8 protein-coding genes are annotated in these 14123 nt (G+C 58.2%); 2 read left to right on the plus strand and 6 right to left on the minus strand.

Features of this window, described 5'->3' with window-relative positions; translation table 11 throughout:
- On the minus strand, positions 1-2094 hold the full coding sequence (malQ, locus tag AC6CWS_RS20225) for a 4-alpha-glucanotransferase (RefSeq protein ID WP_023291208.1): 2094 nt from the start codon (positions 2092-2094) through the stop codon (positions 1-3).
- Between the two features lie 10 nt (positions 2095-2104).
- On the minus strand, positions 2105-4495 hold the full coding sequence (malP, locus tag AC6CWS_RS20230; RefSeq protein WP_023291209.1) for a maltodextrin phosphorylase: 2391 nt from the start codon (positions 4493-4495) through the stop codon (positions 2105-2107).
- A gap of 624 nt (positions 4496-5119) precedes the next feature.
- Here malP and malT point away from each other — a divergent pair.
- Positions 5120-7825 (plus strand): HTH-type transcriptional regulator MalT, encoded by a 2706-nt coding sequence (gene malT, locus AC6CWS_RS20235; RefSeq protein WP_323109683.1) that lies wholly within the window; start codon positions 5120-5122, stop codon positions 7823-7825.
- A gap of 15 nt (positions 7826-7840) precedes the next feature.
- Here malT and AC6CWS_RS20240 read toward each other — a convergent pair whose 3' ends face one another.
- Genes AC6CWS_RS20240 through glpE form a run of 3 tightly spaced genes read right to left on the minus strand, consistent with a single transcriptional unit; the run spans position 7841 to position 9859 of the window.
- Entirely contained in the window at positions 7841-8599 is a 759-nt protein-coding gene (locus AC6CWS_RS20240) for a DeoR/GlpR family transcriptional regulator (RefSeq protein ID WP_002920548.1), read from the minus strand.
- Between the two features lie 49 nt (positions 8600-8648).
- Positions 8649-9479: a rhomboid family intramembrane serine protease GlpG gene (gene glpG, locus AC6CWS_RS20245; protein WP_004151408.1), complete on the minus strand. Its 831-nt coding sequence runs from the start codon at positions 9477-9479 to the stop codon at positions 8649-8651.
- Positions 9480-9529: 50 nt separating this feature from the next.
- The gene (glpE, locus tag AC6CWS_RS20250; protein ID WP_023291211.1) at positions 9530-9859 is read right to left on the minus strand and encodes a thiosulfate sulfurtransferase GlpE; all 330 of its coding nucleotides are present in this window, start codon (positions 9857-9859) and stop codon (positions 9530-9532) included.
- A 204-nt stretch (positions 9860-10063) separates the two neighbouring features.
- Between glpE and glpD the strand changes: the two genes are divergently transcribed.
- Positions 10064-11572: a glycerol-3-phosphate dehydrogenase gene (gene glpD, locus AC6CWS_RS20255; RefSeq protein ID WP_004202136.1), complete on the plus strand. Its 1509-nt coding sequence runs from the start codon at positions 10064-10066 to the stop codon at positions 11570-11572.
- Positions 11573-11673: 101 nt separating this feature from the next.
- Here the strand turns inward: glpD and glgP are convergent, their stop codons facing one another.
- Entirely contained in the window at positions 11674-14121 is a 2448-nt protein-coding gene (glgP, locus tag AC6CWS_RS20260; RefSeq protein WP_023291212.1) for a glycogen phosphorylase, read from the minus strand.
- Positions 14122-14123: the final 2 nt, after the last annotated feature.

The raw sequence follows: 14123 nt of genomic DNA on the forward strand, positions 1-14123 counted from the left end.
TCAGGAGGCGGCTTTTTTGCTCGCCGCTTTGCGCCGTTTATCCAGATCCTTAATCAGCTTATTGACTTGTTCATCGGCAAACATCTGCTCAAGGGTGACGGACAGCTTCCGGCGCCAGTTCGGGTACTCAGTGCTGGTGCCCGGAATATTGACCGGCGACGCCATCTCCAGCCAGTCTTCCGGCTGCAGGCCCAGCAGGGCGCTGTTGCTGTCGGCAATATAACGTTGCATCCCCCGGTTGAGGATCCCCGTCATGCTCATCAGGGAGGCCTTATGGCCGGCACGCTTGGGCAGACAGCCGTACTTATGCAGCGCATCCAGCAGCCCTTGCTTCGCCAGCTCACGGTCCTGGTACAGCCCGCGCAGCACCACCTCATCAGGATAGAGACCCAGCGCTTTGCCTAACGTCAGATCGCCGCTTTCCCAGTAGCCGCGGAGGGTGGGCAGGTCGTGCGTCGTCGCCACAGCCATTGATTGCTCCGGGTACAGCGCCGGCGCGCGGAACGTTTTCTCTGCATCACTCTCAAAATAGAGCACCTTATACGAATAGACGCCGCTGTTGCGTAACTTGCTGACGATCTCCACCGGTACCGTGCCCAGATCTTCGCCGATCACCATGCAGCGATGACGCTGGCTTTCCAGCGCCAGAAGCGACAGCAGGTCGTCGACGGGATACTGAACGTAAGCGCCATGGTCGGCGGTTTCACCATAGGGGATCCACCACAGACGCAGCACCGACATCACGTGATCGATACGCAGCGCGCCGCAGTTCTGCATATTGGCGCGCAGCAGGTCGATAAACGGCTCATAGGCGCGAGCGGCAATAATATGCGGATCCATCGGCGGTAGGCCCCAGTTCTGGCCCAGCGGGCCCAGAATATCCGGCGGCGCGCCCACGGACGCTTTCAGACAGTACAGCTCACGGTCGCACCAGGTCTCCGACCCGCCTTCGGCGACGCCCACCGCCAGATCGCGGTAGAGGCCGATCGGCATCCCGTCGCGCTGGCTGGTTTCCCAGCAGGCGGCAAACTGGCTCCAGGCCAGCCACTGCAGCCAGAGATAGAAACTGACGTCGTCCTCATGCTCGACGCAGAAAGCTTTCACCTCCGGGCTGTCGATATCCTGAAAGGCCTTCGGCCAGGCCGGCCAGCCCCAGCGCAGCGGGTCCTGTTGAACCTGCCAGGCGTGCAGCGCATCGAAAGCGGCCTGCCAGTAGAGGCTTTCCCCTTCGCGCAGAACAAACTCGCGGAACGCCGTCATCTGTTCATCTTCACGACGGGAGAATCGTTTCCACGCCATACGCAGCGCGGTCATTTTCAGCGTGGTGACGGCGGTGTAATCCACATCATCCGTTTGCCGCGCCGCCTGCAAGGCCTGCTGGGTCGCAGCGGACTGCCACCACGCCTGCGCCTCTTCGCTACGCTGGAAATCTTCAACCGCGTTGACGTCGATGTAGATGACGTTCAGCCAGCGCCGTGAAGACGGGCTATACGGACTGGCGCTCTCCGGGTTCGCCGGATAGAGGGCATGGATCGGGTTGAGGCCAATAAACGACCCGCCGCGGCGGGCGATTTCCGGGAGCATGGCGCGCAGATCGCCAAAATCGCCGATCCCCCAGTTTTTCTCCGAACGCAGGGTATACAGCTGCACGCAGGTGCCCCACAGCTTTTTCCCCTCTTTCAGCGGCTGCGGCTCATAGCAGCGGGCCGGGGCGACGATGGTCCGGCAGTGCCAGCGCTCCCCCTCCTGGGTGAGCGTCAGGGAGTGATACCCCTCCGGCAGTCTGGCCGGCAGCGGCAGCGTCTCGCCGCCGCGGGTTTTACCCTGATACTGCTTACCGTCCTCAGTGGTCAGGATCCACTGATACTCACCGCGTCCAGCCACCGGCAGCGACATTTTTTTGCCGTGGGTGAAGATCTTCACGTTCGGCAGCGGGTTAACCGCCACTTTCGTGGCGGCGGTTGAGCGATGCATCGCATCCAGCAGACGCTGTTTGGTGACAGCCGCGATAGACTGCGGCTTGCCGTGCGCGTTGATATAGCTGGGGCTGATGCCCGCCGCCAGCGCGGCATTATCGAGGCGTTTACTCTCCATAGGCCTTCCTTTAGCGTTTCGCCTGCCAGATACGTTGCTGATAATCGCGGATCGAGCGGTCGGAGCTGAACATGCCGCAGCGCGCAGTGTTGAGGATTGTCGCGCGGGTCCAGGCCTCCTGGTCGCGATACAGCTCATCTACCCGTTTTTGCGCCGCCACGTAGGCTTCGAAATCGGCCAGCACCAGATACGGGTCGCCGCCCTGCAGCAGACTATGCAGCATCTGGTCGAAGGCATGCTTATCGCCGTTGCTATAGGTGCCGTTCTCCAGCTCCTTAAGCACTGCATCGAGCAGTTTGTCTTTTTTACGCCATTTCAGCGGATCGTAGCCTTTCGCTTTCAGGGCTTTCACTTCTTCTACCGTGTGGCCGAAGATAAAGATGTTCTCTTCACCGACCTGCTCGGCGATTTCCACGTTGGCGCCATCCAGCGTCCCGACGGTCAGCGCGCCGTTCAGCGCCAGCTTCATGTTGCCGGTGCCAGAGGCTTCTTTGCCCGCGGTGGAGATCTGCTCGGAGATATCCGCCGCCGGGATCAGTTTTTCCGCAGCCGATACACAATAGTCCGGCAGGAAGACCACTTTCAGCTTATCGCCGACTTTCGGGTCGTTGTTAATCGCTTCCGCTACCTTGTTGATGGCAAAAATAATGTTTTTCGCCAGATAGTACCCCGGCGCCGCTTTCGCGCCGAACAGGAAGACGCGCGGAACGCGGTCGGCCTGCGGGTTTTCGCGGATCTCTTTGTACAGCGCAAGGATATGCAGCAGGTTGAGGTGCTGACGCTTGTACTCGTGCAGACGTTTGATCTGAATGTCGAAAATCGCCTGCGGGTTGATCTCAATCCCGGTACGTTGCTTCACAAACTCAGCCAGATGAACTTTGTTGGCCTGCTTGATATCGCGATAAGTCTGACGGAATGCCGCATCGTCAGCGTATTTTTCCAGATTGATCAGCTGGTCGAGGTCATTGGCCCACTCTTTTTTCAGCGTCTCATCCAGCAGAGTGGCCAGCGCCGGGTTGCACTGCTTGATCCAGCGGCGCGGCGTGATGCCGTTGGTCACGTTATGGAATTTGTTCGGCCACAGCTGGTTATATTCCGGGAACAGATCTTTCACCACCAGGTCCGAGTGCAGCGCCGCCACGCCGTTGACGGCAAAACCGCCCACCACGCACATGTTGGCCATCCGCACCTGCTTGTCATGCACCACCGCCAGTTTCGCCCAGACCTGCTTATCGCCCGGCCAGGTTTTGTCCACCAGCAGTTTAAATTTGTCGTTAATCGCGTTGATGATCTGCATATGGCGCGGCAGCAGCGCTTTCACCAGCTTCTCATCCCAGCACTCCAGCGCTTCCGGCATCAGGGTATGGTTGGTGTAAGCAAAGGTTTTGCTGGTGATCGCCCAGGCGTCGTCCCAGCTCAGCTGGTGTTCGTCGATCAGCACGCGCAGCAGTTCCGGGATGGCGATGGTCGGGTGCGTATCGTTCAGCTGGATCACTTCGTAATCCGCCAGCTCGGCCAGCTTGCGACCTGCCAGATGATGACGACGCAGGATATCGGCCACTGAGCAGGCGCACTGGAAGTACTGCTGCATCAGGCGCAGTTTTTTACCGGCCTGATGGTTGTCGTTCGGGTACAGCACCTTAGTCAGTTTTTCCGCGTCGATGCCCTGCTGCTCGGCGCGCAGGAAATCGCCGTCGTTGAATTTGGTCAGGTTAAACGGATGGGCGTGTTTGGCCTGCCACAGACGCAGCGGCTGGGCGACGTTGTTGCGATAGCCGAGCACCGGCAGGTCCCAGGCTTCGCCGGTAATGACGAACGCCGGCTGCCATTCGCCGTTTTTGCTGACTTTGCCGCCGATGCCGACCTGGACATCCAGCGCCTCGTTATGGCGGAACCACGGGTAGCTGCTGCGACCCCAGTCGTCCGGGGCTTCCTTCTGCTGGCCATCGTCAAAGGATTGGCGGAACAGACCATACTGGTAATTGAGGCCGTAGCCGGTCGCCGACTGCCCCACGGTCGCCATGGAGTCGAGGAAGCAGGCTGCCAGACGGCCCAGGCCGCCGTTACCCAGCGCCGGGTCGGTCTCTTCTTCCAGCAGATCGGTGAGGTTGACGTCATAGCCTTTCAGCGCGTCGCTCACACCCTCGTACCAGCCCAGGTTGAGCAGGTTGTTGCCGGTCAGGCGACCAATCAGAAACTCCATCGAGATGTAGTTAACGTGACGTTGTCCTTGCGCTGGTTTTGCCACCGGCTGCGCCGACAGAAGTTCCGCCAGCGCTCCGCTGACGGCGCGCCACCATTGACGCTGCGTCATCTCGGAAGCGGACTGTAAACCAAAACGCTGCCACTGACGCGTCAGTGCAGCCTGAAACTGAGCTTTGTTAAATGAAGTCTGTGACATAATGAGATCCGGGTCCTTTACTAAAACGATGGCGCTAGTGTGCCGACCTCCCGATTCATCGTCCTCATCCCGACGGGGATTAGACAGGGAGGAGTACCGGGGATGAGCGAAAAGTGTGATCCTGGCCACTATAGTGTGGGTGAGAAGGCCAAAATATGCTGTAAAAATCACCGCTGTATGACAGTCGAGATGTCACCTGTGCAGGGTAAAAATTTGTTACAGGCCACTACGCGGCAAAACGCTTCCCGCCTTTCGCCTGGTTATTAAAAAAATGAATTGCGACCTCCGGGAAAATAAGCACATTTCATCACATTAATCCGCAAAAAAGATTACTTCTAAGAAATCACTGACAATAATTTAATAAAAACAAACAACTACTCCCGATATAAAATAAATCTCTCCCCGCTCCGCCAGCTGCCGGCTAAAAACCGCTGAGGACGAGTCCTGCCTGCGATTTTTACCCATTCGCAACCAATGTCGAAATTTGTGACATAGAGCAAATTCAAGAGCATAAACTTCGGACATAACTTGCAATAAATTTCATAATCACCGACCTTATTAGATATTAATTACGAAGCGCAAAAAAAATCGCAACCTCTCTCTTGCACAGCGAAATGTAGAACTATGTTGATTCCGTCCAAATTAAGTCGTCCGGTCCGCCTTGAACACACCGTGGTTCGTGAGCGTTTACTGGCGAAACTTTCCGGCGCGAACAATTATCGTCTCGTGCTGATCACCAGTCCTGCCGGGTACGGTAAAACAACGCTCATTTCTCAGTGGGCCGCAGGTAAAAACGATCTTGGGTGGTTTTCGCTGGACGAAGGCGACAACCAGCAGGAGCGTTTTGCCAGCTATCTGATCGCGGCGATCCAGCAGGCCACCGGCAACCACTGCGCGGCCAGTGAAGCTATGGTGCAAAAGCGCCAGTACGCCAGCCTCTCCTCTCTTTTTGCGCAGCTGTTTATTGAACTCGCCGACTGGCAGCGCCCGCTGTACCTCGTCATTGATGATTATCACCTGATCAATAATCCGGTGATCCATGACGCGATGCGCTTTTTCCTGCGCCATCAGCCGGAGAATATGACCCTCGTGGTCCTGTCGCGGAACCTGCCGCAGCTGGGCATTGCCAACCTGCGCGTCCGCGATCAGCTGCTGGAGATTGGCAGCCAGCAGCTGGCCTTTACCCACCAGGAAGCGAAACAATTTTTCGACTGTCGTCTGACGTCGCCTATCGAAGCCGACGACAGCAGTCGGCTGTGCGACGACGTCGCCGGGTGGGCCACCGCGCTGCAGCTCATCGCCCTCTCCGCCCGCCAGAATAACTCCTCCGCCCAACACTCCGCCCGTCGCCTCGCCGGGATTAACGCCAGCCATCTGTCGGATTATCTGGTGGATGAAGTGCTGGATAACGTCGACGCCCGCACGCGCAACTTTTTGCTGAAGAGCTCTCTGCTGCGCTCAATGAACGACGCGTTAATCGTGCGCGTCACCGGCGAAGAGAATGGCCAGATGCAGCTGGAGGAGATCGAACGTCAGGGGCTGTTCCTGCAGCGGATGGATGATTCCGGCGAATGGTTCCGCTATCACCCGCTGTTTGGCAGTTTCCTGCGCCAGCGCTGTCAGTGGGAGCTGGCGGTTGAACTGCCGGAGATCCACCGCGCCGCGGCGGAGAGCTGGATGGCGCAAGGCTTCCCCAGCGAGGCCATCCACCATGCGCTGGCGGCCGGCGATGCCAAAATGCTGCGCGATATCTTGCTCAATCACGCCTGGGGCATGTTCAACCATAGCGAACTGGGTCTGCTGGAGCAGTCGCTGTCGGCGCTGCCCTGGTCAAATCTGCTGGAAAATCCGCGCCTGATCCTGCTGCAGGCCTGGCTGATGCAGAGCCAGCATCGCTACAGCGAAGTCAACACCCTGCTGGCGCGCGCCGAGCAGGAGATGAGCGTCGAAATGGATATCGCGATGCATGGCGACTTCAACGCCCTGCGCGCGCAGGTGGCGATTAACGACGGCGATCAGGACGAAGCGGAACGTCTGTCGATGGTGGCGCTGGAAGAGCTGCCGCTGGCCAACTATTACAGCCGCATCGTCGCCACCTCGGTACATGGCGAAGTCCTCCACTGTAAGGGGAAACTGACCAAATCTCTCGCCGTGATGCAGCAGACCGAACAGATGGCCCGCCGTCACGACGTCTGGCATTACGCCCTGTGGAGCATCATTCAGCAAAGCGAAATTCTGTTCGCCCAGGGCTTCCTGCAGGCCGCCTGGGAGAGCCAGGAGAAAGCCTTCCATCTGGTACGCGAACAGCATCTTGAGCAGTTGCCGATGCATGAGTTCCTGCTGCGCATCCGCTCTCAGCTGCTGTGGGCATGGGCGCGCCTCGACGAGGCTGAAGCCTGCGCCCGCCAGGGGATGGCGGTTCTCTCAACTTATCAACCGCAGCAGCAGCTGCAGTGCCTGGCGCTGATGGTGCAATGCTCGCTGGCGCGCGGCGATCTGGATAATGCCCGTAGCCACCTGAACCGGCTGGAAAACCTGCTCGGTAACGGTCACTACCACAGCGACTGGGTCTCCAACGCCGACAAGGTGCGGGTGATCTACTGGCAGATGACCGGCGATAAAACCGCGGCGGACAACTGGCTGCGCCAGACGCCGAAGCCGGAATTCGCCAATAACCACTTCCTGCAGAGCCAGTGGCGCAATATTGCCCGCGCGCAGATCCTGCTGGGCGATTTCGAACCGGCGGAAATGGTGCTGGAAGAGCTGAACGAAAATGCGCGTTCACTGCGTTTGATGAGCGATCTCAACCGCAACCTGCTGCTGCTCAACCAGCTGTACTGGCAGGCAGGACGCAAGAGCGAAGCGCAGAAAGCCCTGCTGGAAGCCCTGACGCTCGCCAACCGCACCGGCTTTATCAACCACTTTGTGATTGAAGGCGAGGCGATGGCCCAGCAGCTGCGCCAGCTGATCCAGCTGAACACCCTGCCGGAGCTGGAGCAGCATCGCGCCCAGCGCATTCTGCGCGACATCAACCAGCATCATCGCCACAAATTCGCCCACTTTGACGAAGGGTTCGTCGAGCGGCTGCTGAATCACCCCGAGGTGCCGGAGCTTATCCGCACCAGCCCGCTGACCCAGCGCGAATGGCAGGTGCTTGGCTTAATCTATTCCGGCTACAGCAACGAGCAGATTGCCGGCGAGCTTGACGTGGCGGCCACCACCATCAAGACCCATATTCGCAACCTGTATCAGAAACTGGGCGTCGCCCACCGTCAGGACGCGGTGCAGCATGCCCAGCAGTTGCTTAAGATGATGGGATACGGCGTCTGACGACGCCGTTGTCGCTTAGCACAGCTCGAGCTGGAGGTTGTTATCGGTGATGACCTTGAGCACGCCCGCCGGGGGCAGCACATCGGTATAGACCGCATCGACCATGCTGATGCTGCCCATGTTGACCATCGCGTTACGGCCAAACTTGGTATGATCTACCACCAGCATCACGTGGCGTGAATTCTCAATAATCGCGCGCTTGGTGCGCACTTCATGATAATCAAACTCCAGCAGCGAGCCATCGCTGTCGACGCCGCTGATGCCGAGAATGCCGAAGTCGAGACGGAACTGCGAGATAAAGTCGAGGGTGGCTTCCCCGATGATCCCGCCGTCGCGGCTGCGCAGTTCGCCGCCGGCGAGAATAATGCGGAAGTCCTCTTTCACCATCAGCGTGTTGGCGACGTTCAGGTTATTGGTCACAATCCGCAAATCGTTGTGATCGAGCAGGGCGTGCGCCACCGCTTCCGGCGTGGTGCCGATATCGATAAACAGCGTCGCCCCGTCCGGGATCTCGCTGGCCACCCGCCGGGCGATACGCTCTTTCTCCGCCGTCTGGGTCGCTTTGCGATCGTGCCAGGAGGTGTTCACCGAGCTGGAGGGCAGCGCCGCGCCGCCGTGATGACGGAGGATCATTTTCTGTTCGGCTAAATCGTTCAGGTCGCGGCGGATGGTCTGCGGGCTAACCGCGAACTGCTCAACCAGCTCTTCCGTGCTGACGTAACCCTGTTTTTTTACCAGCTCGATAATGGCGTCATGACGTTGTGTTTGTTTCATGAAATATCCCTGGAAAAATGTCGCCTACCCGACCCCTGTCGGTAAGTCTTTATGCGCGTTTTCGCCCATGCAAGGTATCGACAAACGCCATCGCCAGGCCAGTCGCCAGACCAGCCACGTGCGCGCCGTTGGCGATCGCCATGCCGAAAACGTCAAACCAGCCAGCAATTAACCACACTAAAGAGAAGAGTATCAACCCGCGCTGCAGATAAATACCGCTCTGCGGATCGCGCTCGCCCCGCAGCCAGACATAGCCCATCAGCGCGTAAACCACGCCCGACAGCCCGCCAAACCACGGGCCGCTAAACTGGTGCTGCACGAAGCCACTCAGCAGGGCGCTGATGACGGTGATCACCACCAGCTTGCCGCTGCCGATGCGCTTTTCCACCGCGCCGCCGAGATACCACCACCATAGCAGGTTGAAGAGAATATGCATCAGCGAGAAATGCATGAAAGCATGGCTGAAATAACGCCAGGCTTCGAACTGCAGCGAAGGATCGTAGGGCCAGGCCAGCCAAATCATCACCGGCTGATCGCCCAGCAGATTTTGCAGGATGAACACCGCGATGCAGATCAGCAGAATCGCCCAGGTGAACGGGCCGGCGTTATGCCGCAGCGTGGCAAAGAAAGGAAAGCGCTGATAGCGCAACCCGCTGTTGGTCTGTCCGGACTGCCAGCTCGCCGCCAGATAGCGCGGGTCCGCCGGGTTTTCGAGAAAACGCGCCAGCTCAGCCCTGACGCGCCCGGCCTGACTCTCATCAGCCAGCCAGACGTCGCTCTGGGTGTGCTGCTGGATAGTCAGGATAATCCCCTGCGTCGCCATATAATCGACAAACGCCTGGGCCACGCGCGGGTTGGCAAAAGAGGTAATCATTAACATGCAGCGAATCGCTTATTCCACACAAAGGGAGATAGTATACCTGCCAGTCGTTAAAACGTCCCGTGCGCCACTTCCGCCGGGAAATGGCGATGCCAGGCGTCGAACCCGCCGTCAACGCTGTAGACCTTATCAAACCCCTGCTGCAGCAGATACTGCGCGGCGCCCTTGCTGCTGTTGCCGTGATAGCACATCACCATCACCGCCGTGTCAAAGTCGTTGTCACGCATAAACGCGCCCAGGGTATCGTTGGTCAGATGAAACGCGCCCGGCGTATGGCCCATCGCATAGCTTTGCGGATCGCGGATATCGACCAAAACCGCCGTCTGCTGATGCAGTTTCTGGTGCGCTTCTTCAACGTTGATACATTCAAACTGTTCCATGGTTCTCTTCTCTTTCTCGTCATGACGGGCAGTGGCCAGCCCAATTTTACCCTGTAGTGTACCGTCAGGCGGTAAAGAAACGCCAATATGTTACACCCATCACTCCAAAATGTTTTTTTGATGTTACCAAAAGCGTGTTTGTTTGCTACAGTGAGCGATATCGAGCATTTGTGAGCTTAAACGAAAGTGTGAGAGGGTAAGAACGTGGAAACCAAAGATCTGATTGTGATAGGCGGAGGCATCAACGGTGCCGGTATCGCGGCAGATGCCGCCGGGCGTGGTTTATCCGTACTGATGCTGGAAGCGCGCGATCTCGCCTGCGCCACCTCCAGCGCCAGTTCCAAACTGATCCACGGCGGGCTACGCTACCTCGAACACTATGAGTTCCGCCTGGTCAGCGAAGCGCTGGCCGAACGCGAAGTGCTGTTAAAAATGGCCCCGCATATCGCCTTCCCGATGCGCTTTCGTCTCCCGCATCGCCCGCATCTGCGTCCGGCATGGATGATCCGCATCGGCTTGTTTATGTACGATCATCTGGGCAAACGCACCAGTCTGCCGGGATCCACCGGCTTGCGTTTTGGCGCAGAATCGGTACTTAAGCCGGAAATTGTGCGCGGTTTCGAATATTCCGACTGCTGGGTCGACGATGCCCGCCTGGTGCTGGCCAACGCGCAGATGGTCGTCCGCAAAGGCGGCGAGGTGCGGACCCGCACTCGCGCCATCTCGGCAAAACGGGAGAACGGCCTGTGGGTGGTGGAAGCGGAAGATATCGATAGCGGCGAGAAGTTTACCTGGAAGGCGCGCGGTCTGGTCAATGCCACCGGTCCATGGGTCAAACAGTTCTTCGACGAAGGGATGCATCTCCGCTCGCCTTACGGTATCCGCCTGATCAAGGGCAGCCACATCGTGGTGCCGCGGGTGCATACCCAGAAGCAGGCCTACATTCTGCAAAACGAAGATAAACGTATTGTGTTTGTTATCCCGTGGATGGATGAGTTCTCCATCATCGGCACGACGGACGTCGAGTATAAGGGCGATCCGAAAGCGGTGGCCATTGATGATAAAGAGATTAATTACCTGCTGAACGTCTATAACGCGCACTTTAAAAAGACCCTCAGCCGGGACGATATCGTCTGGACCTACTCCGGCGTCCGTCCGCTGTGCGACGACGAGTCGGATTCACCGCAGGCGATCACCCGCGACTACACGCTGGATATTCACGATGAGAACGGCCAGGCGCCGCTGCTCTCCGTCTTCGGCGGGAAGCTGACCACCTATCGCAAACTGGCCGAGCATGCGCTGGAAAAACTGACCCCCTATTACAAAGGGATCGGCCCGGCATGGACCAAAACCGCGGTGCTCCCCGGCGGCGATATCGGCGGCGACCGCGACGACTACGCGGCAAAACTGCGCCGTCGCTTCCCGTTCATCAGTGAATCACTGGCCCGCCATTATGCCCGCACCTACGGGAGCAACAGCGAGTGGATCCTCAAGGAAGCCAGCGCCCTGAGCGATCTGGGGGAAGATTTCGGCCATGAGTTTTATGAAGCCGAGCTGAAGTATCTGGTTGAGCATGAATGGGTGCGCAGCCTGGATGACGCCATCTGGCGTCGAACCAAACAGGGCATGTGGCTGAATGGCGAGCAGCAGGCGCGCATCAGCGAATGGCTGGCGCAGCATGCGGGAAAGTCTGAGCTGTCGTTAGCGTCTTAACGCGCCCGGCTGCGCGGGCCTGGGGAAACGCCTGAGGCCGGATCCAACCGCAATAATGAAACAACGGGGCCAAATGGCCCCGTTGTGTTGCGTTGACTGGCTTACAGCCTTACCGGGTCGATATGCCAGATGTATTTCGCGTACTCCTGGATCGTCCGGTCGGAAGAGAAGTAGCCCATATTGGCAATATTCAGCATCGCCTTGTAGGCCCACTCTTCCGGATGTTGATACAGCTCGTCGACGCGATCCTGGCAGTCCACATAGCTACGATAGTCCGCCAGCACCTGGTAGTGGTCGCCAAAGTTAATCAGCGAATCCAGCAGGTCGCGGTAGCGCCCCGGTTCCGCCGGGCTGAAAACGCCGGTACCGATCTGCGTCAGCGCCTGGTGAAGCTCTTCATCCTGCTCGTAATATTCGCGCGGTTTATAGCCGCTGCGACGCAGCTCCTCCACCTCTTCCGCGGTGTTGCCGAAGATAAAGATATTCTCTTCGCCCACGTGCTCCTGCATCTCCACGTTCGCCCCGTCGAGGGTGCCGATCGTCAGCGCGCCGTTAAGGGCAAACTTCATATTACTGGTGCCGGAGGCTTCCGTGCCTGCGAGCGAGATCTGTTCCGACAGGTCTGCCGCCGGAATGATCAGCTGCGCCAGGCTAACGCTGTAGTTGGGGATAAAAACGACCTTCAGCTTGTCGCCAATCTGCGGATCGTTATTGATCACCGCCGCCACATCGTTGATCAGGTGAATAATATGCTTGGCCATGTAGTAGGCTGAAGCCGCCTTACCGGCGAAAATGTTCACCCGCGGCACCCACTCCGCCTGCGGATCGGCTTTGATCCGGTTATAGCGGGTAATGACGTGCAGCACATTCATCAGCTGGCGTTTGTACTCGTGAATGCGTTTGATCTGCACATCAAACAGCGCCTTCGGATTCACCACCACATTGAGCTGCTGCGCAATATAGCTGGCCAGCCGCTGTTTGTTTTCCAGTTTAGCCTGACGCACTGCCTGATTGACCGTCGGATAGTCGATATGCTGCTTCAGCTCGTCAAGCTGGCTCAGATCGGTCCGCCAGGTGCGGCCGATATGCTCATCCAGCACTTTCGACAGCGGAGGGTTGGCCAGCGCCAGCCAGCGGCGCGGCGTGACGCCGTTGGTCACGTTGATAAAGCGCATCGGGAAAATTTTGGCGAATTCGGCAAACAGCGACTCCACCATCAATCGGGAATGTAGCTCCGACACCCCATTGACCTTGTGGCTGACCACCACCGCCAGCCAGGCCATCCGCACGCGACGGCCGTTTGACTCGTCGATAATCGAGGTCCGGCTGAGCAGCGCGGTATCGTTGGGATACTGCTCCTGCAGGGTCTTGAGGAAGTAGTCGTTAATCTCAAAGATAATCTGCAGATGGCGCGGGAGAATTTTGCCCAGCATATCCACCGGCCAGGTCTCGAGCGCTTCGCTCATCAGGGTATGGTTGGTATAAGAGAAGACCTGACAGGTCACCTCGAACGCCTCGTCCCAGCTGAATTTATGCTCGTCGATAAGCAGGCGCATCAGCTCCGGTATCGACAGCACCGGGTGGGTGTCATTCAGGTGGATGGCTATCTTGTCCGCCAGGTTGTCATAGGTCTTATGCAACAGATAGTGGCGGTTCAGAATATCCTGCACCGTGGCCGAGACGAGGAAATACTCCTGGCGCAGGCGCAGCTCGCGGCCGGAGTAGGTCGAGTCGTCCGGATAGAGGACGCGGGAGACGTTTTCGGAGTGGTTCTTATCCTCTACCGCGGCGAAGTAGTCGCCCTGGTTAAACTTACCGAGGTTAATTTCGCTACTGGCCTGCGCGCTCCACAGACGCAGCGTGTTGGTGGCGTCGGTGTCAAAGCCGGGGATAATCTGATCGTAGGCTTCGGCAATGATCTCTTCCGTCTCTATCCAGCGGGTTTTCTTCCCCTCCTGCTGAATGCGGCCGCCGAAGCGCACTTTATAGCGGGTGTTGTGGCGCTCAAACTCCCACGGGTTACCGTACTCCAGCCAGTAGTCAGGGGACTCTTTTTGCCGGCCATCGACGATATTCTGTTTAAACATCCCGTAGTCGTAGCGGATCCCGTAGCCACGTCCCGGCAGCCCCAGCGCCGCCAGGGAGTCAAGGAAGCAGGCCGCCAGGCGGCCCAGACCGCCGTTGCCAAGTCCGGGGTCGTTCTCTTCATCGATCAGCTCTTCGAGATCGAGCCCCATCTCCGCCAGCGCGCTGCTCACATCGTCATAGATGCCGAGCGACAACAGGGCATTCGAGAGGGTACGGCCGATCAGGAACTCCATCGACAGATAGTATACCTGGCGCACTTCCTGCGAGAGCTGCGCGCGGTTGGAGCGCAGCCAGCGCTCCACCATGCGATCGCGAACGGCAAACAGCGTGGCGTTAAGCCATTCATGCTTGTTGGCGATGGCCGGATCTTTACCGATGATAAACATCAGCTTATAGGCAATAGAATGTTTTAACGCCTCAACGCTCAGCGTCGGTGATGCATAGCTAAAGGGTACATTCATAA

The sequence above is a fragment of the Klebsiella sp. M041 genome, assembly GCF_059759695.1.

Bases quoted from the DNA above. Each gene is read 5' to 3' on its own strand.
- malQ (WP_023291208.1), bottom strand. From the start codon at position 2,094: ATGGAGAGTAAACGCCTCGATAATGCCGCGCTGGCGGCGGGCATCAGC.
- malT (WP_323109683.1), top strand. From the start codon at position 5,120: ATGTTGATTCCGTCCAAATTAAGTCGTCCGGTCCGCCTTGAACACACC.
- glpG (WP_004151408.1), bottom strand. From the start codon at position 9,479: ATGTTAATGATTACCTCTTTTGCCAACCCGCGCGTGGCCCAGGCGTTT.
- glpE (WP_023291211.1), bottom strand. From the start codon at position 9,859: ATGGAACAGTTTGAATGTATCAACGTTGAAGAAGCGCACCAGAAACTG.
- glgP (WP_023291212.1), bottom strand. From the start codon at position 14,121: ATGAATGTACCCTTTAGCTATGCATCACCGACGCTGAGCGTTGAGGCG.
- AC6CWS_RS20240 (WP_002920548.1), bottom strand. From the start codon at position 8,599: ATGAAACAAACACAACGTCATGACGCCATTATCGAGCTGGTAAAAAAA.
- malP (WP_023291209.1), bottom strand. From the start codon at position 4,495: ATGTCACAGACTTCATTTAACAAAGCTCAGTTTCAGGCTGCACTGACG.